General features: G+C 43.1%; 22 protein-coding genes. 13 read left to right on the top strand and 9 right to left on the bottom strand.

The genetic code is table 11. The features are described from left to right. The first annotated feature begins 127 nt into the window (after positions 1-127). On the top strand, positions 128-1147 hold the full coding sequence (locus MHB83_RS14150; protein WP_284907644.1) for an LLM class flavin-dependent oxidoreductase: 1020 nt from the start codon (positions 128-130) through the stop codon (positions 1145-1147). Positions 1148-1185: 38 nt separating this feature from the next. Here MHB83_RS14150 and MHB83_RS14145 read toward each other — a convergent pair whose 3' ends face one another. Further along, the gene (locus MHB83_RS14145) at positions 1186-1806 is read right to left on the bottom strand and encodes a GPR1/FUN34/YaaH family transporter (RefSeq protein WP_050944818.1); all 621 of its coding nucleotides are present in this window, start codon (positions 1804-1806) and stop codon (positions 1186-1188) included. 143 nt (positions 1807-1949) lie between these two features. On the opposite strand from MHB83_RS14145, the gene MHB83_RS14140 reads away from it, so the two are divergent. After that, the gene (locus tag MHB83_RS14140) at positions 1950-2771 is read left to right on the top strand and encodes a uroporphyrinogen-III synthase (protein ID WP_050944819.1); all 822 of its coding nucleotides are present in this window, start codon (positions 1950-1952) and stop codon (positions 2769-2771) included. A gap of 40 nt (positions 2772-2811) precedes the next feature. Here MHB83_RS14140 and MHB83_RS14135 read toward each other — a convergent pair whose 3' ends face one another. Continuing rightward, the gene (locus MHB83_RS14135) at positions 2812-3414 is read right to left on the bottom strand and encodes a DedA family protein (RefSeq protein WP_342496413.1); all 603 of its coding nucleotides are present in this window, start codon (positions 3412-3414) and stop codon (positions 2812-2814) included. Positions 3415-3704: 290 nt separating this feature from the next. Between MHB83_RS14135 and MHB83_RS14130 the strand changes: the two genes are divergently transcribed. Further along, a complete protein-coding gene (locus MHB83_RS14130) occupies positions 3705-3935 on the top strand; it encodes an excisionase family DNA-binding protein (protein WP_050944821.1) in 231 nt (76 codons plus the stop codon). Positions 3936-3955: 20 nt separating this feature from the next. Further along, on the top strand, positions 3956-4936 hold the full coding sequence (locus MHB83_RS14125; RefSeq protein ID WP_342496412.1) for a hypothetical protein: 981 nt from the start codon (positions 3956-3958) through the stop codon (positions 4934-4936). A 12-nt stretch (positions 4937-4948) separates the two neighbouring features. Here the strand turns inward: MHB83_RS14125 and MHB83_RS14120 are convergent, their stop codons facing one another. The 6 genes from MHB83_RS14120 to MHB83_RS14095 form a co-directional block, all read right to left on the bottom strand. Continuing rightward, a complete protein-coding gene (locus MHB83_RS14120) occupies positions 4949-6049 on the bottom strand; it encodes a Ger(x)C family spore germination protein (RefSeq protein ID WP_050944822.1) in 1101 nt (366 codons plus the stop codon). Continuing rightward, complete coding sequence (locus tag MHB83_RS14115) at positions 6046-7146, bottom strand: GerAB/ArcD/ProY family transporter (protein WP_003212426.1); 1101 nt, start codon at positions 7144-7146, stop codon at positions 6046-6048. Before MHB83_RS14115 ends, MHB83_RS14120 begins: the two co-directional genes overlap by 4 nt. A gap of 12 nt (positions 7147-7158) precedes the next feature. Beyond that, a complete protein-coding gene (locus MHB83_RS14110) occupies positions 7159-8646 on the bottom strand; it encodes a spore germination protein (protein ID WP_310023999.1) in 1488 nt (495 codons plus the stop codon). Positions 8647-8719: 73 nt separating this feature from the next. Next, positions 8720-10063, bottom strand: a complete 1344-nt coding sequence (locus MHB83_RS14105) for a (Fe-S)-binding protein (RefSeq protein ID WP_268460098.1) — start codon at positions 10061-10063, stop codon at positions 8720-8722. After that, a complete protein-coding gene (gene glcD / locus MHB83_RS14100) occupies positions 10060-11469 on the bottom strand; it encodes a glycolate oxidase subunit GlcD (RefSeq protein WP_050944825.1) in 1410 nt (469 codons plus the stop codon). Before glcD ends, MHB83_RS14105 begins: the two co-directional genes overlap by 4 nt. Before the next feature lie 77 nt (positions 11470-11546). Then, a complete protein-coding gene (locus tag MHB83_RS14095) occupies positions 11547-12680 on the bottom strand; it encodes a sugar diacid recognition domain-containing protein (protein WP_106032535.1) in 1134 nt (377 codons plus the stop codon). 125 nt (positions 12681-12805) lie between these two features. On the opposite strand from MHB83_RS14095, the gene MHB83_RS14090 reads away from it, so the two are divergent. Continuing rightward, on the top strand, positions 12806-13384 hold the full coding sequence (locus tag MHB83_RS14090) for a branched-chain amino acid aminotransferase (RefSeq protein ID WP_309217394.1): 579 nt from the start codon (positions 12806-12808) through the stop codon (positions 13382-13384). Positions 13385-13404: 20 nt separating this feature from the next. Here the strand turns inward: MHB83_RS14090 and MHB83_RS14085 are convergent, their stop codons facing one another. Then, on the bottom strand, positions 13405-14166 hold the full coding sequence (locus tag MHB83_RS14085; protein WP_137055659.1) for a DeoR/GlpR family DNA-binding transcription regulator: 762 nt from the start codon (positions 14164-14166) through the stop codon (positions 13405-13407). 122 nt (positions 14167-14288) lie between these two features. Between MHB83_RS14085 and MHB83_RS14080 the strand changes: the two genes are divergently transcribed. The 8 genes from MHB83_RS14080 (at position 14289) to MHB83_RS14045 (ending at position 22910) form a co-directional block, all read left to right on the top strand. Beyond that, positions 14289-15095, top strand: coding sequence for a tyrosine-protein phosphatase (locus MHB83_RS14080; protein WP_335350050.1), 807 nt, complete (start codon positions 14289-14291; stop codon positions 15093-15095). Positions 15096-15119: 24 nt separating this feature from the next. Continuing rightward, positions 15120-16658, top strand: a complete 1539-nt coding sequence (locus MHB83_RS14075; RefSeq protein WP_342496411.1) for a family 10 glycosylhydrolase — start codon at positions 15120-15122, stop codon at positions 16656-16658. Positions 16659-16800: 142 nt separating this feature from the next. Continuing rightward, complete coding sequence (locus tag MHB83_RS14070) at positions 16801-17943, top strand: acyl-CoA dehydrogenase family protein (RefSeq protein WP_342496410.1); 1143 nt, start codon at positions 16801-16803, stop codon at positions 17941-17943. A gap of 42 nt (positions 17944-17985) precedes the next feature. After that, positions 17986-19623 carry an AMP-binding protein gene (locus tag MHB83_RS14065; protein ID WP_335365570.1) on the top strand — a complete coding sequence of 546 codons (1638 nt, stop codon included), beginning with the start codon at positions 17986-17988 and terminating at the stop codon, positions 19621-19623. A gap of 8 nt (positions 19624-19631) precedes the next feature. Next, the gene (locus tag MHB83_RS14060) at positions 19632-20981 is read left to right on the top strand and encodes an acetyl-CoA carboxylase biotin carboxylase subunit (RefSeq protein ID WP_050944833.1); all 1350 of its coding nucleotides are present in this window, start codon (positions 19632-19634) and stop codon (positions 20979-20981) included. Further along, positions 20978-21193, top strand: a complete 216-nt coding sequence (locus MHB83_RS14055; RefSeq protein ID WP_253622532.1) for an acetyl-CoA carboxylase biotin carboxyl carrier protein subunit — start codon at positions 20978-20980, stop codon at positions 21191-21193. Before MHB83_RS14060 ends, MHB83_RS14055 begins: the two co-directional genes overlap by 4 nt. Positions 21194-21204: 11 nt before the next feature. Continuing rightward, complete coding sequence (locus MHB83_RS14050) at positions 21205-22113, top strand: hydroxymethylglutaryl-CoA lyase (protein WP_212046639.1); 909 nt, start codon at positions 21205-21207, stop codon at positions 22111-22113. Positions 22114-22127: 14 nt separating this feature from the next. Continuing rightward, complete coding sequence (locus tag MHB83_RS14045; protein ID WP_137055664.1) at positions 22128-22910, top strand: enoyl-CoA hydratase; 783 nt, start codon at positions 22128-22130, stop codon at positions 22908-22910. Positions 22911-22912: the final 2 nt, after the last annotated feature.

Genomic DNA, 22912 nt, shown 5'->3' with positions numbered 1-22912 from the left:
GTAAAACCTAGAAAATCATCATTTCGAAAATCATCGAATCAAATCATTTAAATGTTTGATGATTTTATGTTATGGTGTTGAAAGTATGAAACTAGTATGATTTTTGACAGAAATGGGGACATCATTTATGAGTCAATCAGTTTTACAGCGTACAGCTTATTCCGTTTTAAATTTATCCTCTGTGACAGAAGGAGGCTCCATTAAGGAATCTTTTGAACATAGTATGGATTTAGCAAAAAAGGCGGAGAAGTGGGGTTATCATAGATACTGGCTGGCAGAACACCATAATATGGAAGGTGTTGCAAGTTCAGCAACGTCCGTTTTAATTGGGTATATTGCTGGCGGAACCGAAAAAATTCGAGTAGGATCTGGTGGAATTATGTTGCCAAACCACTCTTCACTTGTCATTGCTGAACAATTCGGCACACTTGAGACATTATATCCGGGGAGAATTGATTTAGGTCTTGGCAGAGCACCAGGGACAGATCAGTTAACGGCAAGGGCGCTTAGACGTAATCTTCATAATGGAGAAGATTTCCCTGAGCAGCTAGAAGAACTTCGGCAATATTTTAAACCAACCGGACAGGTCAAAAAACATGTAAGAGCCGTTCCGGGAGAGGGTCTAAACATTCCGATTTGGCTGCTTGGTTCAAGCGGTTTTAGCGCAAGACTTGCAGGAGAGCTTGGATTGCCATTTGCCTTTGCGGCACATTTTTCACCTAAAAATACAATTCCTGCTTTAGAGTTGTATAGACAGTCATTTAGACCTTCTGATGTGTTGAAAGAGCCTTATGCCATGGTGGGGGTGACAGCTTTTGCTGCAGATCAAACAGAGCGGGCTGAATATTTGGCAACCTCTCATTATCAGCGGTTTTTGAGTCTCATTCGAAATACTCCAGGAAAACTCAAAGCGCCTGTCGACAGTATGGACGGCCTTTGGAGTCCATATGAAAAAGTGATGGTGGATGAACAATTAAGTTCAACAATGATCGGGGATAAAGAAAAGGTGAAAAAAGAATTGGAAGCCTTTGTTGAAGCTACTCAAGCAGACGAAGTGATGATTAATTCGGATATGTTTGACCATCAAGAAAGAATGCGTTCATATGAAATCATCAGCGAGATCTTCCAAGAGGCACAAGAAAAATAAACATAAAAAAGAACTGCACAAAGCAGTTCTTTTTTTACTTATGCTTTTGTAAAAATACGAAATGGTTGTCCAATTGGCAGTACAGTACGGCCAAAATGAGTATTGAGCACAACTGCTGCTGAACCATAAAAAGAAAGCAGGGAAATGATCAATTCTGCAATACCGGCAATGGTATGAGTCACATCGTACATCACACCAAATGAGCTTAGGGAAAGACCAAGGAATAAGAAATCAATAAAGACGAAAATCAAAAATAATACTTTATGTGTTTCCATTGCACCAATCGTCATAAACAAGCTGAAAATTAAATATCCGATAAACGCAAAACCTAGTTGTTTTGGATCTGCTGCTTCCGCAAGCGTTTTCCCAAAAACGCCCGCTTGAATGAGCCAAGTCGTACCAACGCCCATCCAAAAAAGACCGAATGCGCCAAAGGCAGTGGCTCCAAAAATATTTTGATGCTTTGAATCTTGTATGGACGCGATCAGCTGCGCGATGCCTCCAAGGAAGATAGCCCAAGGTAAAATAAGGGAAGTGCCATCTGTAATTCCTAGTTTTTGTGAGGACGCAACGAGCGTCACCATTGCTAAACCAAACAAACCAAGTGGTGTTGGGTCTGCAATTGATAATCGATAAGCTTGAACATTCTGTTTTTCCATAATGACCTCCTACAATTTGCACTTACAAAAGATACTCGAATTAGACCGAAACGTCAAGCTCTTTTTTAGTAGACACTTGCAACGTCTTCCAAATAAATCTATATTTAATACATATCAAATGTGATAGAAAAAGAGGGATAAAATTGAGTAAAGGCTTAGCTGGAAAAACGATTGCCATTTGTGGAACGAGAAAAACAGAAGAAATGCGTACACTTGTCGAAAAGCAAGGGGGACAAGCCGTTATTCGTTCTCTTCAAGGAACCGTATTTTTAGCCAAAGAGGAGTTAAAGCCAGGCATTGAAACCTTTGTGAAAAAAGGCGCCGATTGGGTGATTTTAACAACGGGTATCGGGACTGATACATTAATTGAGAGTGCAGAAGAGCTTCATTTAGGGGAAGAATTTATGCACATTCTATCAAATGCACAGATTGCTTCAAGAGGATACAAAACCTATGCTGCACTCAAAAAACGCGGAATTCAGCCAGACGTATCTGATGAAGATGGAACGGTGCGTGACCTAATCTCAAAGCTTGAAGGCAAAGAGTTTCAAGGCAAACGTGTCATGGTGCAGCTGCACGGAGAAAACGCTCCGGCTCTCATGAAGTTTTTACATGACAAAGGGGCAGATGTATTGCCGCTTTTACCTTATCAGCATACACCACCTGAACCAGAAGCCGCAGAAACATTGCTTCAAGAAATGAAAGATGGAAAAGTCCAAGCCGTCTGTTTTACAACCGCTGTTCAGGTGCACGCCTTTTTCACACTAGCGGCAAAATGGGGAAGAAAAGAAGAACTCCAAGCGCTATTCGAGCAGCCCGTACTGGCAGTAGCTGTTGGAAAAGTCACAGCTGAAGCTTTAAAAGAAGAGGGAATTGACCGGATTCTCGCCCCGTCACTTGAGAGAATGGGTGCAATGATTATGGAATTATCTCAATATATGAAAAAACAATCCTTACACTCATAGAAAAAACGCCTTTCACTAGATCAGTGGAAGGCGCTTTTCATTAGATTGTCCGTTTTCGGTTCGTACGAATTTTTTTTAAGACGAAATAGAGAACGATCAGGACAATCGCAATGGCCATAATAGGAGTGGTATAAGCGTGAGCAACACTTTGAATGTGGTCCCACTTTGTCCCAAGCTGCATACCGAGATAGATAAATAAGATCGACCAAGGGATGGCTGCTAATCCTGTCAAGAGGACAAATTTCAAAAAAGGCATTTTGGCAATACCGGCTGGAATGGAGATGGCATGGCGGACAATAGGAATAAAGCGCGCTGTAAACACCACACCGGTTCCATATCGATCAAACCAGCGCTCTGCAGTGGCGATATGATGTTCATGGATGAATAAGTATTTCCCGTACTTTGTTAAAAAAGGTCTTCCGCCATAAATACCGATCCAGTATATAAAACACTGTGCGAGCGTACCTCCGATGACGCCGGCGATAACAGCTCCAACAAAACCGATTGTTCCTGTTGACACCATATATCCGCCATAAGCAAGAACAATTTCGCTCGGAATGATTTCAATCATCAGACCTAGTGCTACACCTACATAACCAAGGCTTGTCAGCCAAGTTAAAATTTCATTAAACAAGGTTCCCATTCATTTCACTCTGCCTTTAAATACGAATTTTCTTCAAGCATCCATATAAAAGCCTATGCTTGTTTTGTTTCTCTCATGAGTCTGCTTTCCGCTTACCTCTCTGAAGGTCAAACCGAAAAACGCCCATCTAGCAAACTTTATCATACCATATTTGCTCGCACCTAGACGATCTACTTGCTGAACACTTGTTATCATGATATCAGGAAAGAAAATATGAACAGGCGGCTTCCGTTTTTTTCAACAGATCATGATATAATTTGTTAGATGAAACGAACGGGTGGTGCATAAACATGTATTTAACAATCGAAGAAACAGCTGAATACTTAGAAGTATCAGAGGCGTATATTGAGAAATTAATTCAGCAAAAAAAGATCCGTTTTGTATTTGACGGAGAATCATATCTCATTTATCAAGGACAGTTTCAAACGCATATGAAGCAGCTTGAACAATACAAAGAGCTCGTCCAAGAGATTTTAAATGAACCGATTCCTGAAGATCCAGATGTAAAGGATGAAGATTAGATTCAAAGGAAGTGAATGGAGTGGAAAAAGTCGTCTTATGTGAAGCCTGTCAAAAAAACGCAATGAATGTGGTAGAAGATACTGATGAACCGAAACAACCTTATCAATTATGTCAGCCGTGTCACAAGAGACTAATCAACAATTCTTTACGACCGATTGAATGGTATAACTTAGCCGTTCTCCATTCTCCTAAACAATTTTTACTGCATGATGACTTTTATGGAGAGGATGGACAGGCTTTGGATGGTGTCATCGTCACCAAAGAAGATAAAGCCCCCACATTACAAGACGTGCGGCAAGATTTGGCGTCTTTAATAGACTTCTCAATTACTAGGTGGTTTCTTGAGGATGATGTCATTGATGCGCTGAAACAGCATGATCAGCAAAGGACCTTAGACTCTGTTCAAAGCCGGTTTGAGGAAACTCAGCATATCGAAGTGAAATCACGCATGTTAGAAATCGTGGCTGATGTTTTAGGTACATCTGCCGTTGGGTGGGTAAGGGAACTGGTGAATCAGGCTGACGAAGAATTTCTTTATCCACTTTCTTGGGCAGCGGCCAGCAGTTTGCCCGAAGATGAAGGTTTACAACATGTGATAGAGAAATTGAAATCGATCAGTGAAAAAGAATTACCGACAGCTGCTTTTATCTGTCTGTACCGTTTCCACTCTAACAAAGTATTAAATTGGATGGAGGTCACTTGCACTCATTTTCACGTTCATTGGGGAAGGCTGGCAGCTTTAAGCTGTCCAAACTGGGATAGAATGAAAACATGGCTAGACAAAGGAAGACCTTTCAGTTTAATTGCCCTTGAAACAATGACACACTGTGCTAAAGGGAATAGACCGGTCCTTGTGGAACAATGTTCACCTAAGATCCTTCACACAGATAAAAGTGAAGTAGAGAACACGTTAAATGACTATCTTCAAAAAGACTGCGTTCCAAGAGTCAAAACGAACGTGTCTACCATATTGAACAACAAAGAAGATATTTTCGAATAATTTCCAACTCCTTTATTGACTGACACCAGTTTGCACAATTTTCATATGGCATTTAACTTGTACATCCGCATCAGGATAGATTTCCTTCCATTTTTCTGGTGTCATAGCTTTGTCTTTTGATCGATACCTTAAGCCTAGCCCAAGCGGATCAATATGTTGCTTTTTAAAGGACTGAACAAGGTCTTGTCCTTGCTGGGCGACACGTTTTTCAACTTCTTTTTCGACATGGTCCAATATATTCGGTTTATCAATTTTCTTGGATTTCATGAATTCTTTTAATTCGCCCTTCAGCTTGATATCAATCGTGATATGAGGCTTTTTTGTTAGGTTATTCGTTGGTTTGACCTGGTAGGACACATGTGATTTGATATTTTCAATGACGACATGGGTCTTTTCTTGATCAGCCAATTGAAACTCGTAGATACCATTTTTATGATTTTCAATCATCGCTTTAAATGTAAACGTGTCTTCTCCAGGGATATGACCGACCATTTTTTCCTGATCAAACAGAGCAACTCCTGTGACTTTAATGGCGTTGCTAGTTTTCTTGATGTAAGGCAGGTAAGCATCGACTCCTTTTGCCAGCATCTGATTCATGAAAATATGCTGATTAGTGACAGGTTGATTGCCATTTCGCATATTTTGGGATAACAGATCAGAGAGATACACACCTATATTTAAGTTCGTTTGATTCATTTTTGTATATAATAAATCTTCAACTTCTCCGCCTACAATCGCAAACACTTGGCGTGAACCAATGATAGGATCACGATAAATGTAATTCATTAAATCGATCATGCCGACTTCCTTTGCTAATTTTTCACTGACTAAAATAACGAGCACCTGACCCATGACGACTGGAAAAGGTGATTTTTCTGATACGAGAAACTGAATATTACTAATGGTATTTGACCTTGCGCTTAATATTTGATAACTTCCTTGCTCCTCACTTTTAAAGACAGGGAAGACAAAGAAGCCCTTCATTTCTCCATCTTCGATTAAATCAAATCCTGCCGCCTGAGAGATATTTAATTCATCTAAAAGACGAGGCTGTGCACAGCTAGTTAAGAAGAGACTAAACAACATGAGACCCGTGAGTATATAACGTTTCATGCTCGTTTTTTCACCCACCTTTTTTTCAACATCAGTCCAATAACCATACATACAATCAAGCCATATACAAGAAAGTATCCGCTATATTCCACCCATTGGTTAAAGGTTTCAAAAGAAGTCGCCCCCGTAAAAAATGAAAACATGACCAGAATGAGGATGCTGAGCGCGATGAACGTGACGCGCTGGCTTGTATGAAGCACTTGTTTTGCCATTCGGCTCGCGGCCCACAGTGGAATCGCGATATTCGGAATGATTAAAAGCAGCCAAAGAGACACTTCGATAAATTCAAAGCGCTGGATAAACGGGAGCTTCACAATGCTTGTTAACGTTAACGTCGGCCATTTTGTTAATTTAAGCTGAGCACTTGAGTAATACGCAATGGAGACGAGAAAGACGAGTAAATTTAAGCATGTCGTAAATAATGCCCCCATGTGAGCAAATTTTTGAGACGTCTGCGCATGTTTAATAAAGGGATAATAGACAAGCAGTGTGCCAAAACCAAACATAGATAATGAAGCATCTTTGACTCCCATCAACAGCTGCGAAAATGTATGATCAAACATCGGGAACATGAAACGAATGTGACTATATTTCATGGCATAAAAACAAATAAACGTCATCCAATACGTCAGTACAATACTAAAAAATGCCCATCCAGCAATCGTTCTAAACCCGCCGGTATGAATGTAATACACGAGCAGCAGAAGTACAGACGCAAACAATAGACCAGGAATTTCTTTAAACAGCCATACATGGATCACATCCATATAATGGACGAGAACGGTCAACGACAAAGAAGCAAAATATAAGATATAGAGAATGTTGAATAATTGCCCAACCCACTTGCCAAATACATATTGCGTGATATCACCAAATTCATCCGAAGGGGCCTTTTTAAACATCATGTACATAAGAAAGATCATGACATTGACACTGAAGCCAGAAATCAGAATGGCGATCCATCCATCATTATTCATAGAACGAACAAGGTTTGTTTGAAAGTTTAAAATGCCAACACCAACTTGATTAGCATTAACGAGAAAAAACACAAAAAAAGGGGAAACTTGAAATTTCTCTTTTACAGAAGAAGAACTCATGCTTTCACTTCCTTATTCATAAAAATCATTTTTCCCCTTACGGCCTTGCTTAGGCTTTTGCCGATGGATGGTTTCATTTTTCGGGCGTAAATTTTCCGGTCTTTTATTCAAAAAACGAAGCTGAGGGCGAATCAAACTGCCCTTTAGATCTGTCAGGCGCAGCGGAAAAATAGGCTCTAGATACGGACGTCCAATAGACGTTAATTTCATTAAATGGGTGAGAAGGAATGATCCCATCACTGCAATACCTAATGCACCCCACACCTGTGCCGCAAGTAGAAAGGGAAATCTCAGCAGCCGAATGGCACTGCCCATTTTGTAAATAGGGGTGACAAATGAGGCAAGAGCAGAAAGGGCAACAATAATGAGTAAAATATTACTTGTTAATCCTGCTGCCACAGCAGCCTGTCCAATGACAATCCCTCCAACAATCCCGAGCGTCTGACCGACTTTAGCCGGAAGCCTCGAACCCGCTTCTCTTAGTAATTCAATCGAAATCTCTAAAAATAGCGCCTCAATGATTGGAGGAAATGGAACAAGATAGCGGGAGGCCACAATGGTTTCTAATAAGTCTTTTGGAATTAGCTCATAATGAAACGTTAAAACGGCTACATATAAAGGTGTCGCAAAAATGGAAAATATCACAGCAAATATGCGTAACAGCCTAAAGCAAGAAGCCGCAATCCACGACATATTGTAGTCTTCCATAGTGGAAAAATACTCAAGTAAAATCGTCGGGGCAAGCAAGACATGAGGCGAGCCATCCACTAATATGGCAATTTTCCCTTCTGATAAACCTGAAGAGACGCGGTCGGGTCTTTCTGTATTTAAAAACAACGGAAAGATCGTATTGGACACATCATAAAGCATCTGTGCAAGGTAATTTGCATCTAAAATTTGATCAAAATCAATGTCTTCAATACGCTGGAGAACGGTTTCAATGTTTGTCGGATTAGCAATCTCTTCAATATATAACACCGCTACTTTTGTTTGCGAAAGCGTGCCAACCGTCTTTTCTGACACTTTCAGGTTCGGTGTCGGCAGCCGCCGTCTGACCAAATTTAAATTGGTATCCAAAACCTCCACAAATGCTTCCTGTGCACTAATAATGCCAAATTCTATCTCGGGTGGACCTACTTGTCTGCCTTTCTTTTCTTCAATCGGGATCAGAAGCGCTTTGCCCCAATCCGTTTCGAGCCGAATGGCCAAGTTACCTAAATGAAGCGCTTTTTCCACTTCCTGAAGATCGGTCGTGATGACAGACTGTTCAATGGGAATTCGTTCTTTCAGCTCCTCAAGAGTAGGGGTGAGATGTAATTCTTTCATGCAGGGCAAAATTTGTTCATGGAGTAGATGCCCATTAATTAAAGAACGAAAAAAAGAAATTCGATAAAGAAACCCTTCACTTCGTGACAACTCGTTTGTAAAATCAGAGGAACGTGACAATGCCTCAAATACTGAATTTGGGTCTTTTTGATGTTGTTTGTTTTTCTTCAGCACTTGAACCATCTCCTTCCGCAATTTGCCTCTATTATCCAACCAATTGCCGGAAGATATGCATGAAAAAAAGCGTTCAGCTTGATGTGCTGGACGCTTCTTTTCCATATTGAACCGCTTCTAATAAAAAATCTACGAGATGAACAGCACGCATGCTGTTCGATTGTCCTGAACGTTTGATACCTGCTGCCATTTGCAGCTGGCAGCCTGGATTGGACGTGACAATAGCAGTCGCAGCTGTTTGACTAGCTTCTGTCATTTTATGATCTAAAATTTGCATCGACATTTGTGGCTGCAAGATATTATAAATTCCGGCGGATCCGCAGCAGCGGTCGGCATCCTTCATTTCTTTAAATGATACCCCTTGAATTGCCTTCATGAGCACCCTTGGCGCTTGCTGTACACCCATTCCGTTCCGCAAATGACAGGAATCTTGATAGGTGATGACTTGCTTTGGCAAAGCAAGCGGCGTACGGCCGTGAAATTCCAGCTCCACGAGAATGTCTGATATATCCGTGATTTTCTGTGAGAAGGCTTCACCTCGCTTTTGAAAAGGCGGATCATCCTTTAGTAAATGATCATAATCACTTAAAAAGGCACCACATCCGCCCGCATTCATGACAATGGCATCTGCCTCAACCTCCTCAAATGCTTCAATATTCCGCCTTGCTAGCTCTTTCGCTTGCTCTTTTTCTCCACTATGACCATGAAGTGCACCGCAGCACGTCTGAACAGGAGGGATGACAACGTCACAGCCGGCCAGCTGCAAAAGCTGGATGGTCGCTTCGTTTGTGCTGGAAAAAACGGTGTCCATTAAGCAGCCAGTAAAAAAGGCGACACGTTTTCTTGCTGTGCCAATGGCCTTGTATTCTAACGCACGGCTTTTTTGTTGTCGCGGCACCTTTGGAAGGGCCTCTTCCATCAGCTGTAAATGCGGCGGAAGTACCTTTAGCATGCCAGACTTGCGGGCGGCCGTTTGCAGACCAGAGGTTTGATAAAATCGCAGTAGTCCAGCCGCTTGACGCATTCGGCTTTGGGAAGGAAAGAGTCCTTTAAACACAACACGTCTCACAAATTTGACAGGAAGAGATTGTTTTTTGTGCTGCTGAATGATGTCTCTTGCATCCTCAAGTAAACGTCCATATTTGACGCCTGAGGGGCAAACCGGTTCACATGCACGGCAGCCAAGACAAAGGTTCAATGAATGTTCGACGTCTTCATCAGGCTCAATCACGCCGTCTCTTACCGCCTTCATTAAAGCAATTCGGCCGCGGGGTGAGTGCGTTTCTTGTTGACCGGATTCAATATAAGTAGGGCAGGAAGGGAGGCAGAAGCCGCAGCGCATGCAATTGAGCAGCTCCTTTTCATCCATTTGCTGTTGAAATGTTTGCTGAATCTTTGTTTGTTTAGAGGAATTCATGAGACCACCACTCGCTTCCTTGCCGCTTTTCCAAACACCTTATCAGGATTCATGATATTTGCTGGATCTAGCGCTTGTTTGATCGCTTTCATTGCAGCGATTCCTTCTTTTTTGACCTTTAGCTCCAAATAGGGGGCTTTCATTAGACCCACACCATGCTCACCCGTAATGGTGCCACCAAGGGAGACTGCTTTTTCAAAAATGGCCTGAAATGCTTCTTCAACCCGCTTCATTTCTTCTTCATTTCTTGCATCAGTTGCACAAGTAGGATGCAGATTTCCGTCACCTGCATGACCAAATGTACAGATTTTCACGTCGTACTCTCTCGCAATGTCTTCGATCGCGCGCACCATGTTCGCAATTTCAGAACGGGGCACTGTTGCATCTTCTAAAATGGTCGTAGGGCTTAAACGGGCGAGGGCAGATAAAGCGGCTCGTCTCGCTGTTAAAAGGGCACTTGCTTCTTCTTCAGAGTGTGCGATATTCACTTCTTTTGCACCGTGCTGCTGACAAACCTTTGCAATGCTTTGCATATCACGGGAAACAGCCTCAGGATTGCCGTCCTGTTCGATTAATAGCACCGCTTGAACGTCAGTCGGCAGGCCGATTTTGGCAAAGTCTTCGACGACTTCTAGTGTCGGCTGATCCATAAATTCTAACGTGGCGGGGATGATACGCTCTGCAATAATCGCCGAAACTGATGCAGCTGCTTCCTCAAGGCTTTCATATAAACAAAGCATCGTTTGTTTAGTTTCTGGAAGCGGCAAAAGCTTCAGCGTGGCTTCAGTGACAATTCCGAGCGTTCCTTCTGATCCAACAAATAAACGGGTCATATCATACCCGGCCACGTCCTTTGCGAGCTTGCCGCCCGTTTTGATGATGTCACCGTTTGGCAGAACCACTTCAAGTCCAAGTACATAATCTCTCGTCACACCATATTTTAACCCCCGGAGCCCACCTGAATTTTCATTAATATTGCCGCCTAACGTCGAAATTTTCATCGAGCTTGGGTCTGGTGGATAGAAAAGGCCTCTTGCCTCTACTTGGTGAATGAGTTCCTGTGTGATCAAACCAGGCTGGACCGTTGCAGTCAGGTTTTCTTCGTCAATTTCGATGAATTGGTTCATTCTTGTAAACAACATCACAAGTCCGCCTTGTGTCGGACAGGTGCCTGCACAAAGGTTCGTACCGGATCCTCTTGGCACAATCGGCACCTTATATGAGGCGCAGAGCCGAACAATTTGCTGGATCTCCTCAGCCGCGTGCGGGCTTACGATGACATCTGGCATATGCTGAAAATTAGGCGTTGCATCATAAGAGTAGGCAAGCCGATCGGCTTTACTGCGCTGTACATGAGACGCACCGACAATCTTTTTTAATTGACTAAAAAATTCAGAATTTAACATACGCATTCACTCCTACTGATTAGACATACCGTTTCTTTCAGTATAAAAAAAGAATCGCCTCATGCCTATGGACGATTCTACAAAATATCGGGCTTCTCGCCTCGTTTATTTGGATGATGATCTAATAGCATCAAGGCTAAATAAAAGAGCATCGCATCTTGCATGCGTTTCGGATCAAGGGTCGTTAAATCTTGGATACGTTTTAGCCTGTAATGCAGTGTATTGATATGTACGTGCATCGCTTCCGCAGTATATTTCAATGAGCAATCTGACGTCATGAGTACACGCAATGTTTTCACTAGTTCAGGGTAGGGGAGAAGCGGGACAATCGTTCGATCAAGGAACACTTCTTTTGTTTCCTGACTCACTTCTTCTATAAAAAGTTCAAGTGTTAAATCCTCATCAAACACAATCGGTGTATCTGCATTCGCCATTTTTAAAGCACGAAAGGCTTGATGAAATGATTGCTTCATCATCTGTCCAGCTGCAGGTTTTCCCGCACCTATCAAAACCTTTGACTTAGGATGTGCGGTGAGCGCAGCATGGATGTGAAAAAGACGCTGCCGCAAAGTATCACGGTCATTTGCCGAGGTTTGTAGCATGAGCAAAAAGCGGGCATGTCCCCAGCGGACGATCATTTCCTGATTGGTGAGATGCAGCATTTCCTTCACTTTTTTGTATTGATCCTGCTTCATAAACGATTCATCGTGACAATCAATGAGGACGACCGCACGCTGCTTATTGATATCAAGCTGAAGCCGCGCTGCTTTTTCAGTGAGATCGATGGCTGTCTCTGGCAGATGAAGCCAGTCGAACACAAACGCTTCAAGCTGCCGTTCATCGGTTTCTGTTTCTAGAAAAAATTCATGTTCTTGAATAAGCAATTCGGTCATTTTTCGTAATATTTCGCCAAATGGAGAGACATGGACAGGATTTCCTGTCATCCCAATTACACCAATGACCTCTTGCTTAAAATAAATAGGCAGATTGATGCCAGCTTTGACCCCTTTCATTCGCTGCTCATCATCCTTTGTGAGGATTCGTTTTTGTCCTTCAAAGGATGTCAAATATGCCCCTTCATGAAATTGACCAATGCGCGCTGGATCTGTTGCCGCTATGATGGTGCCGTTTGTTTGTGTAATGATGATTTCCTCAGTCAGCACCTTTTTGACCTCGTCTACGATTTTTTCTGCCAGTGTCATTGTGAGCAAAACGTACCCCTCCGAGATGTATCTTTTGACACTATCATACCATCATATGCTGAGTCATATCTTTCTTTTCATGAGTTATGCTAAAATAATACACGCACATGAAGGAGAAGAAAGGAGACATAGCCATGTCGCTACAAAATCGCTTACAAGATTTATTGAAAGAAGGACAAGCGCTGACAGACTTTGAATATGACGAAGCGGCGCGCCACAATTGGCCTTTAGAAGGTGCAAGAATAAAGGAAGAGGCACGCTTTAGCGATGTATATATAGAGCGTGTAGACAAAGAATCCGAGGACATGATTCAATCAGAGGGCGCCTCATTTCTAAACACACCGCTTACATATGTAAAACAACATCAAAAAGAATTCATTTATATCGAATCAAAGTGGTTTGATGTGGTGAGAGTCGATGGATTAGCCATTGAATGGGACGAAGTATTTCAAACGTATACCGTGTTATTCGGTTTCAAACGTCCTAAAAAAGACACAGGCATTCTAAAGGACATGCTGGCTTCATTAAATGGTGCGCAGCTTCAATTTAATGGGCAAGACGGCTTGTTTGATGTGAATTTACAGCTTCTTGAGCTTGAGGATATCCATGAAGATATGCCCTTCATTGAAGTCATCTCTGCCGTGTACCGCTTTTTATTCCGCTTGATCATGCAGCTTGAAATGAATGAATTAAAAAACGGCTCAAATTCCTGAGCCGTTGTTTTGTGATCCATCTATTTTGATGAAGGCGTGACAAACCGTACATCATGCTCTTTTCCATATTGAAGATAATCTTCACTTGGCTGTTTATTCGTCACGACGACATCAAGATCTTGCAAATGACAAAATGTGGTCAAAGCGTAATGATTAAATTTACTATCATCCACTAATAAAAACGTTTTGGCACTTTTTTCAACAACCGTCTTTTTAATATCCGTTTCAAGCGGGGACGAATTCGTGACGCCGTGATCAATGGATAAACCAGTTGATGCGATAAAGGCTTTATTGACATTGTAAGCTTTCAAACGCTCTACACTTTGATAGCCAACGAATGAATTCGTTTTTCTCTCAAGCATCCCGCCGGTGGAAAAGATAGTGAGATTCTCATAAGGCATCGCCTGTGTGATGAAATCTACATTATTGGTCACAACAGTCACCTGTTTCTCAGTCAAATAGGGAAGCATCTCAAGTGTTGTCGTACCAGAATCAACAAAAATCATATCCCCATTTTCCACAAAAGCAGCTGCTGTTTGACCAATCAATTGCTTTTTACTCAGCTGATGGGTCTTTCGCTCCTGATATACTACTAATGTTGAATGATTCACAGCCACTCCGCCATATACTTTTTTGAGCACGCCGGACTCGACCAATGCTTGTACATCTCGGCGTATCGTGTTTTTTGAAACGCCAAAATGCGCCACAAGCTCATCCAGTGAGGCAGATTCCCGGTCAAACACATACTCTTTGATTTGCTGAATCCGTTTTGTTTTGATCATGCTACATTTCTCCAATCCAACCGTATGTCCTTTTTCCATTATACCAAATGGCTTCTCTTTTCCCCATCTCGATAAAAGCGTATGATAGAGAAAAGAACGTAACGGAAAGGACTTTCACTTCTATGAATCAATCAAACAACCCATTTTCAAAGCTTGCGAATTTTAGAGAAGTAGGGGGACTTCACACAACAGATGAAATGGTGATCAGGGAGGGGATGATTTATCGATCCGCAGATTTGTCCCGTCTGACGAAACAAGATATCGAGACGTTTTCGACCCTTGGGATTCAAACCGTTTGTGATCTTCGTACAGCCTCAGAACGCAAATCACATCCGCCAAAGATCAAGGAACATAACAAAATCGTCCATATTCCCATGCATCCTGACAGTAAGATGCCAAGTAAATGGACCATGTTTCGTATGCTGGTAGCAGAAGGGAAATCTTTCACTTTCACACCGATTATGAAGGATTTATATCAAAGCATGCTCACAGAGCGTAAAGAAGAAATTCAGCAACTGTTCACACTGCTTTCAGATAAAAGCAATTACCCGCTGATGCTTCACTGCACAAGCGGTAAGGACCGGACAGGCTTTTTATCTGCCCTCATTCAATTAGCAGTAGGTGTACCGATGTCTGCCGTTTTAAGTGAATACATGCGCTCTAACGAAGGGGTGAAAATGCTTGTCAGAAGGCAGCAGCGATTTGTCCGGATGATGAGTTTATATCGGGTATCAAAAGAGCAAATTCAGCCGCTTCTCGGTGTGCAGCAAGATTATCTGGAAGATGTGCTAAACGAAATGATGAAGACATACGGGAGTGCAGAGCGGTATTTAATCGAGGCTTGCGACATCCCTGAAGTCCAGCTCAAGGAAATGAAAAACATCCTGCTGACACCATCTGCTGGCATTCGATCTCAAAAAGCGGAATAAACTGATGATGAGGTGATGCAAAAAATGGTGAAAAAGATCTGTATGACGTGTCTAACACTAATTTTAATGTTTGTATTCTTATTGATTCCTTCTAGCAGTCTAGCTCGTCCAATCCCAAAAGGGAAGCTTGAAAGCACAAGAGAGATGCGCGCAGTATGGATCGCATCGGTTTATAATTTAGATTGGCCTTCAAAGAAAGGGCTGCCTGTCAAAGAGCAAAAAGAAGAGTTTATTCATTTGTTAGATGAGATCAAAGCGATGAATATGAATGCCGTGATCATGCAAATTAAACCGACAGCAGATGCCTTTTACCCTTCGGCATACGGGCCGTGGTCCGAATATTTAACCGGCACGCAAGGGAAAGATCCCGGGTATGACCCGCTTGAATTCATGATCGAAGAAGCTCATAAACGCGGGCTCGAATTTCACGCTTGGTTTAACCCGTATCGCATCACAATGAATCATACCGATCTCAGCCGTTTATCAGCCGATCACCCGGCAAAAAAACATCCTAATTGGACCATTGCGTACGGAAATCAGCTTTATTTCAATCCAGGCATTCCAAAAGCTCAGGAGTTCATTGTCGGCGGTATAGAAGAAGTCGTGAAAAACTACGATATTGATGCAGTGCATATGGATGATTATTTTTACCCGAATAAAATAGCCGATGTGCCGTTCCCAGATCAAGAAACGTATGAAACATATGGAAAAAAGGCATTTACGCATATAGAAGATTGGCGAAGAGATAATGTGAACCAATTGGTCAAGCAAATCAACGACACCGTGAAGAAAGTAAAGCCGTATGTGAAATTTGGTATTAGCCCATTTGGAGTATGGCGCAACATAAAGGATGATCCGACTGGTTCAAATACCACAGCAGGGATGACCAATTACGATGATTTGTATGCTGATACAAGAGAGTGGATTCAGCAGCATGATATCGACTATGTCACCCCGCAAATTTACTGGAGCATCGGTTTTCAGGCAGCCGCCTATGACGTGCTCACGAAATGGTGGTCAAATGAAGTGAAGGGAGAGCCTGTTCACCTGTACATTGGTCAGGCGACGTATAAAATTAATCAAAACAGTGATCCTGCTTGGTCAGATCCAGAAGAATACTTTCGGCAGATCCAGCTAAACAGACAGTCACCTCTCGTACAGGGAAGCATGCACTTTAGCCTAAAGGATATCAACCGTAACCCTTTGAATGTCAAAAATCGATTGATAGAAGACGCCTACCGTAAACCGGCTCTCATTCCAGAAATGCCTTGGCTTCATCAGAAAGCGCCAAAAAAACCAATCATTCAATCTATTAAAAAAACAGCAGATGGTGCAGCTTTACAGATCAAAAATGATCCGCAATCTACCGCATCCTATTATGCAGTCTATCGATTGACGACGAAAGGAACATATGAGTTGCTTCAAACTGTTAGAAAAGAAACTGGTACGCTGACATCCGTCAAAGATCTTTCAGTTCACCAGAATAAGAGTGTTACTTACAAAGTAACGGCTCTCAATCGTCTTCATCACGAAAGCAAACCTTCTACAAAAAGAGTGAGATAACGAAAAAGCATGAATGAGGATTTTCTTCGTTCATGCTTTTTTCTATTATTTTTGTTTTAATTTTCTGAATTCAGCCAAGCTTGGCATGAAGCAGCCACTTGATTAATAAATATGATAGAAAAGAGCCAAAGGGGGAAACATGATGGATTTTGAATTAACGAAAGAACAGCAAATGATCCGGCAGATGGTCAAAGAATTCGCCAAGGAAGAAATTGCACCACTCGCTCAAACCATTGATGAACAGGCTGTATTCCCAGCCCAAACTTTTCAAAAAATGGGGGAGCTCGGCTTGATGGGTATTCCTTTTCCAGAGAAATACGGAGGCTCAGGTGGAGATACAATCTCATATGCACTCGCTGTAGAAGAAATCGGAAAACAGTGTGCCAGTACAGGTCTTAGCTATGCCGCGGCCGTTTCCTTAGGCGCAAGCCCGCTGTATTACTTCGGTACAGAGGAACAAAAGATGGATCACCTTGTCCCGCTGGCATCTGGAACAGCACTCGGTTCCTTCGGATTAACAGAACCAAACGCAGGATCAGATGCAAAAGGGACGAAAACAAAAGCGGTCAAAGACGGACAAGAGTATGTCATCAGCGGGGAGAAGTGCTGGATCACAAACGCCAATTTTGCCAGAACCATTATTGTCACCGCTGTCTCGGATCATGATGAAAATGGCCGTCCGATCATCTCCGCCTTCATAGTGGAGAAAGGGCAAAAAGGGCTGTCCATTACAAATCCATATGACAAAATGGGCGTGCGCGGTTCAGATACAGCAGAAATCATTTTAGACGGTGTACGTGTACCAGCCCAGAATATTTTAGGAGACCCAGCGAAAGGCTTTAAGCAATTTTTATATACATTAGACGGTGGACGCATTTCAATTGCTGCGTTATCAGTTGGCATCGCACAAGCTGCACTAGATGCTTCGCTCTCGCATGCAAAGGAAAGAAAGCAATTTGGGCAGACCCTTTCTTCCTTCCAAGCCATTCAGTTTAAGCTGGCAGATATGGCGATGCAAATAGAGCTCGCCAGACAAATGGTGTGGAAAGCCGCTTGGCTGAAAGATCACGGCAAGCCATTTACAAAAGAAGCTGCCTATGCCAAGCTTTTCGCTTCAGAAATGGCGACAAAAGCAAGTCTTGATGCTGTCCAAATTCACGGAGGAACAGGCTATATGAAAGAGTGCGGGGTAGAACGGCTTGTGAGAGATGCCAAGCTCATGGAAATTGGAGAAGGCACCTCTGAAATTCAGCGTTTAGTCATCGCAAGACAATTGTTAGCTTAATTCTGTTATGAAAACGCTTACTATTGGTGGAGGAGGAAATTCATGATGTCGATTCATCCACAAACGATTGGCTCCCTATTAAAAGAGAAAAAGGAGCAGCACCCAGCACATGAAGCCATTGTGTATCCAGAACGTTCATTACGTTATTCATACGAAGCGTTTTTTAAAGAGGTCAAGGAAACAGGGAAAGGTCTTATGGCATTAGGCGTTCAAAAAGGAGATCATATCGCCATTATGGCACCCAATGTACCTGAATGGCTCATGCTGCAATTCGCCTGCGCTTCTATTGGAGCCGTTCTTGTCACCGTGAATACGAACTTTCAATCACAAGAACTCGCTTACTTACTAAAACACTCTGATAGCAGCATGCTGTTTATCGTAGACGGGTTTAAAGAGACATCCTATGTCAGAATGCTTGAAGACCTCATCCCAGAGCTCCAAACAGCTCATCAGGGCGAGATCACTTCAACAGCATTTCCATATTTAAAAAGTGTCGTTTATATTGGCGAGCACACGCCAAAGGGCATGCGCAGCTGGGACAGTATTCAAGCTGCTGCCAAAAGAACGGAGGATGATGAATGGGAGAAACGAATGGAGGAGCTAACGCCTGATGACGTCATTAATATGCAATATACGTCAGGGACAACAGGCTACCCAAAAGGTGTCATGCTCAGCCATACAAACATCGTCTGCAATGCCAGTCAAATCGGAGATTGCATGAAGCTCACCCGTGAAGACCGCATGTGTATCCCCGTGCCGTTCTTTCATTGCTTTGGGTCTGTTCTTGGCGTACTTGCTTGTCTCGCAAAAGGTGGCACGATCATTCCAATTGAATCTTTCCACCCAGAGCGAGTCCTTCAAACAGTGGAAAAAGAGAAGTGCACGGTTCTTCACGGCGTCCCGACAATGTTCATCGCAGAGCTTGATCATCCGAATTTCCACAAGTACAATCTGTCAACATTACGCACCGGCATTATGGCAGGATCTCTCTGCCCATCCCATGTGATGAAAGCCGTCATTGAACAAATGGGTCTGAAGGAGCTCACGATTGCCTACGGCCAGACTGAAAGCTCGCCTGTCATTACCCAAACAAGAACGGATGATTCATTTGAAAGGCGGGTTCAAACAGTCGGACGGGCGCTTCCTCACATCGAGGTAAAAATCACCGCCCCAGGTACCCCATATGAAGTACCAAGAGGAGAACAAGGCGAGCTGTGCACGAAAGGCTATCACGTGATGAAAGGCTACTATAAAAATGAAGAAGCCACAAATGAAGTCATTGATGAGGACGGGTGGCTTCATACAGGAGATTTAGCGGAGATGGATGAGGATGGCTATGTGAAAATCACAGGACGGCTGAAAGATATGATCATTAGAGGCGGGGAAAATGTTTATCCAAAAGAGATTGAAGACGTTCTTTACACGCATCCAGCCATTCTTGATGCACAGGTCGTCGGTATTCCTGACGAGACTTACGGAGAAGAAGCCGCCGCATTCATTCGGCTCAAACAAGGTCGCACGGTGACGATTGAGACATTAACCAGCTACTGTCAGTCACAAATGGCACGCTACAAAATTCCGAAATATTTTTTCATCACAGACGAGTATCCGATGACCGCCTCAGGGAAGATTCAAAAATTTCGTCTGAAAAAACAGGCACTTGATCTAATAAAGGAGTGAGGGCAGCGATGTTCAAAAAAGTATTGATCGCCAATCGAGGCGAAATTGCTCGTCGAATTATTCGGACTTGTAAAAGGCTCGGGATCAACACCGTGGCTGTTTATTCAGAGGCAGATCAGCATGCACTTCATGTGCAAGAAGCAGACAGCGCCTATCTTATTGGAGGTGCAAAAGTATCTGAAAGCTATTTAAACATGGAAGTGATCATCGAGGTAGCCAAGCAGACAAATACAGACGCCATCCACCCTGGGTATGGCCTTTTATCAGAAAATGCCGCCTTTGCAGAACGCTGCCGCAGCGAAGGAATCGCTTTTATTGGTCCATCTGCACAGGTCATTCAGCGCATGGGGAATAAAATTGAAGCGAGAAAAACGATGGATCATGCGGGAATCCCCATTGTACCTGGCGTTTCAGCACCTCTCCATGACGCAGAAGAAGGAGTCAGTAAAGCGCAGTCACTCGGTTATCCGATCATGCTCAAGGCATCAAGCGGAGGCGGAGGTATCGGCATGCAGCTTGTCCGAAATGATGAGGAGCTGCGTAAAGCTTTTGAGGGAAATCAAAAAAGAGCGCAAAGTTTTTTTAACGACGGGACGCTTTATATGGAAAAGGTCATTGAAGACGCGCGGCACATTGAAATCCAGGTCCTCTTTGATTCATTCGGCCACGGGGTTCACTTATTTGAGCGCGACTGTTCACTCCAGAGAAGACACCAGAAAATCATCGAAGAAGCACCAGCTGCCTGTCTCGATGAATCCGTAAGACAAGAGATGGGACGGGTGGCGGTGAAAGCAGCCAAAGCCATTGGCTATGAAAATGCAGGGACAATTGAATGTTTAGTCGATCAAAACCAACAATTTTACTTTTTAGAGATGAACACGAGATTACAAGTAGAGCACCCTGTCACAGAAGAAATTACAGGTATTGATCTTGTCGAGGAGCAACTGAAAATCGCTGCATCAGAGCCGCTTTCCTTCAATCAGGGGGACATTCATCAAATCGGGCATGCCATCGAGGTCAGAATCTATGCGGAGGATCCCGTCACCTTTTATCCGTCACCAGGAACAATCACTCGGCTATCTATACCAGAAGCTCCCTATATACGCCATGAATCAAGTGTGACAAGCGGGAGCGTCATTACCCCATATTACGATCCAATGATTGCGAAGATGGTCGTTTACGGTGATACACGAAAACTTGCAATAGAACGATTAAAACAGGCGTTACAAGCATATGAAATAGAAGGGATCAAAACCAACTTACCGCTTTTGAGGGAAATGGCTGAATCATCTACTTTCTTACATGGCAGCATCACAACCGATTTTCTCATGAAAAAAAGGGAGGGGAACCGTTCATGAAAACGGTCACGATACAAATGGCGGGAAACTTATGGAAGCTTCTTGTGAAACAAGGCGATGAAGTGCAACAAGGGCAGGAGGTCGCTATCTTGGAATCAATGAAAATGGAGATTCCAATAGTGGCAGAAGAGGCAGGTGTCATCAGCAAAGTGTATAAAAGAGAGGGAGAATTTGTCGATGAAGGGGAGGTTCTTCTAGAGCTGACAGAATAGGGGGAAGCGAGATGGCATTACCAAAGCGTGTACTTATTAGGGAGGTTGGCCCGCGGGACGGATTGCAAAATGAATCCACTTGGCTGGACACAAGTGAGAAACAAAGATGGATTGAACTGCTCACAACAGCCCGGCTTCCTTATATTGAAGTCACCTCATTTGTTCATCCTAAATGGGTCCCAGCCTTAAAAGACGCCAAAGAGTTAGCCCAATCCTTACACAAAAGAGGCGACATCACCTATGCAGCACTCATTCCTAACGAAAAAGGCTTAGCTCACTTTTTTGAAGCAAATCTTGACACAGGCGCTATGTTTATCTCCTCGAGTGAAACACATAACAAAAAGAATATGAATCAATCCATCCACGAAACACTTCCTGTCATCAAACAAATGACAGCTGATTTAAAAGTAGCAGGAAAACAGACACGCGCATATATTTCCACCGTGTTTGGCTGCCCTTATGAACATCAAGTGCCGATGGATCAAGTGTTGCGGTTAACGGATATGCTGCTTTCTTATGGCATTGATGAAATATCACTCGGCGACACCATTGGAGAAGCCCATCCGCTTCAAGTAGAAAGACGCTTAGACATTTTACTTGAACGTTTTCCTGCTGATAAAATCGCTCTTCATTTTCATGATACGAAAGGGATGGGTCTTGCCAATATTTATACGGCATTAAAAGCTGGAATCACCACATTTGACGCCTCTAGCGGCGGGCTAGGCGGCTGTCCATATGCGCCTGGCTCTAGTGGAAATGTCGCGACAGAAGATGTCGTGCATATGCTTCAAAAACTAGGAATTGAAACCAATATCGATTTTCCAGCATTGATAAAAGCGGCAGAATGGATCGAATCAAAAGTAAATCGAACCTTGCCTAGTCATTGTTTACGCGCTTTTCACTCTCATACTACTTCATAAAGGATGAATGTGACATGACATCATTGGTCAATTTTACGATACAAGATGAACAGATTGGAATCATGACCTTAAACAGACCAGCACAAGCAAATTCCCTATCTGCTGCGATGCTTGAGGAGATCAATCAACTCATTCAAGAAATCAAACATGATGAAAGCATCCGCTGCCTGCTCATGACAGGAGCTGGTTCTAACGTTTTTTGCGCAGGTGCTGATTTAAAAGAGCGACGATTGATGACAGAAGAAGAAGCAAAAGCGGCAGTTCTGTCAATTCAGCAAACCTTTACAGAACTTGAATCCCTTCCTGTACCTGTCATTGCCGTCATGAATGGACACGCACTTGGCGGAGGACTTGAGCTCGCACTGGCTTGTGATATTCGCATCGCACGAGCCGGAGCAAGACTCGGTCTGCCAGAAACAGGACTAGCTATCATACCAGGGGCAGGAGGGACGCAGCGGCTTCCTCGTCTCATTGGACTCGGTAAAGCAAAAGAACTCATTTTCACAGGTGCTTCATTACAAGCTGAAGAAGCCATTCAAATTGGACTAATTGAGCACCTCTCTTTAGCAGATTCCCTTATGAATGACGCCATTTCTCTCGCAAAACAAATCGCCAAAAACGGCCCAATTGCTTTAAAAGAAGCGAAACGAGCGATTCAAATGAGTCTTGATCACGATCTGCGTACAGGTTTGATGAAGGAATACGAAGCCTATGTACGGCTCATTGATACAGAAGATCGAATGGAGGGTCTTCAAGCTTTCCAAGAAAAACGAACGCCTCAATACAGAGGCAACTAGCA

It is taken from the genome of Bacillus sp. FSL K6-3149 (assembly GCF_038630515.1).
GTDB lineage: Bacteria > Bacillota > Bacilli > Bacillales > Bacillaceae > Bacillus > Bacillus pumilus.
This window is presented reverse-complemented; position numbering and strand designations above follow the sequence as displayed.

Excerpts from the sequence above, each read along its gene's own strand:
- MHB83_RS14090 (WP_309217394.1), top strand. The coding sequence starts at position 12,806 with ATGTCGCTACAAAATCGCTTACAAGATTTATTGAAAGAAGGACAAGCG.
- MHB83_RS14065 (WP_335365570.1), top strand. The coding sequence starts at position 17,986 with ATGATGTCGATTCATCCACAAACGATTGGCTCCCTATTAAAAGAGAAA.
- MHB83_RS14060 (WP_050944833.1), top strand. The coding sequence starts at position 19,632 with ATGTTCAAAAAAGTATTGATCGCCAATCGAGGCGAAATTGCTCGTCGA.
- MHB83_RS14150 (WP_284907644.1), top strand. The coding sequence starts at position 128 with ATGAGTCAATCAGTTTTACAGCGTACAGCTTATTCCGTTTTAAATTTA.
- MHB83_RS14070 (WP_342496410.1), top strand. The coding sequence starts at position 16,801 with ATGGATTTTGAATTAACGAAAGAACAGCAAATGATCCGGCAGATGGTC.
- MHB83_RS14075 (WP_342496411.1), top strand. The coding sequence starts at position 15,120 with ATGGTGAAAAAGATCTGTATGACGTGTCTAACACTAATTTTAATGTTT.
- MHB83_RS14045 (WP_137055664.1), top strand. The coding sequence starts at position 22,128 with ATGACATCATTGGTCAATTTTACGATACAAGATGAACAGATTGGAATC.
- MHB83_RS14115 (WP_003212426.1), bottom strand. The coding sequence starts at position 7,146 with ATGAGTTCTTCTTCTGTAAAAGAGAAATTTCAAGTTTCCCCTTTTTTT.
- MHB83_RS14120 (WP_050944822.1), bottom strand. The coding sequence starts at position 6,049 with ATGAAACGTTATATACTCACGGGTCTCATGTTGTTTAGTCTCTTCTTA.
- MHB83_RS14080 (WP_335350050.1), top strand. The coding sequence starts at position 14,289 with ATGAATCAATCAAACAACCCATTTTCAAAGCTTGCGAATTTTAGAGAA.
- MHB83_RS14055 (WP_253622532.1), top strand. The coding sequence starts at position 20,978 with ATGAAAACGGTCACGATACAAATGGCGGGAAACTTATGGAAGCTTCTT.
- MHB83_RS14130 (WP_050944821.1), top strand. The coding sequence starts at position 3,705 with ATGTATTTAACAATCGAAGAAACAGCTGAATACTTAGAAGTATCAGAG.
- MHB83_RS14105 (WP_268460098.1), bottom strand. The coding sequence starts at position 10,063 with ATGAATTCCTCTAAACAAACAAAGATTCAGCAAACATTTCAACAGCAA.
- MHB83_RS14085 (WP_137055659.1), bottom strand. The coding sequence starts at position 14,166 with ATGATCAAAACAAAACGGATTCAGCAAATCAAAGAGTATGTGTTTGAC.
- MHB83_RS14145 (WP_050944818.1), bottom strand. The coding sequence starts at position 1,806 with ATGGAAAAACAGAATGTTCAAGCTTATCGATTATCAATTGCAGACCCA.
- glcD (WP_050944825.1), bottom strand. The coding sequence starts at position 11,469 with ATGTTAAATTCTGAATTTTTTAGTCAATTAAAAAAGATTGTCGGTGCG.
- MHB83_RS14135 (WP_342496413.1), bottom strand. The coding sequence starts at position 3,414 with ATGGGAACCTTGTTTAATGAAATTTTAACTTGGCTGACAAGCCTTGGT.
- MHB83_RS14050 (WP_212046639.1), top strand. The coding sequence starts at position 21,205 with ATGGCATTACCAAAGCGTGTACTTATTAGGGAGGTTGGCCCGCGGGAC.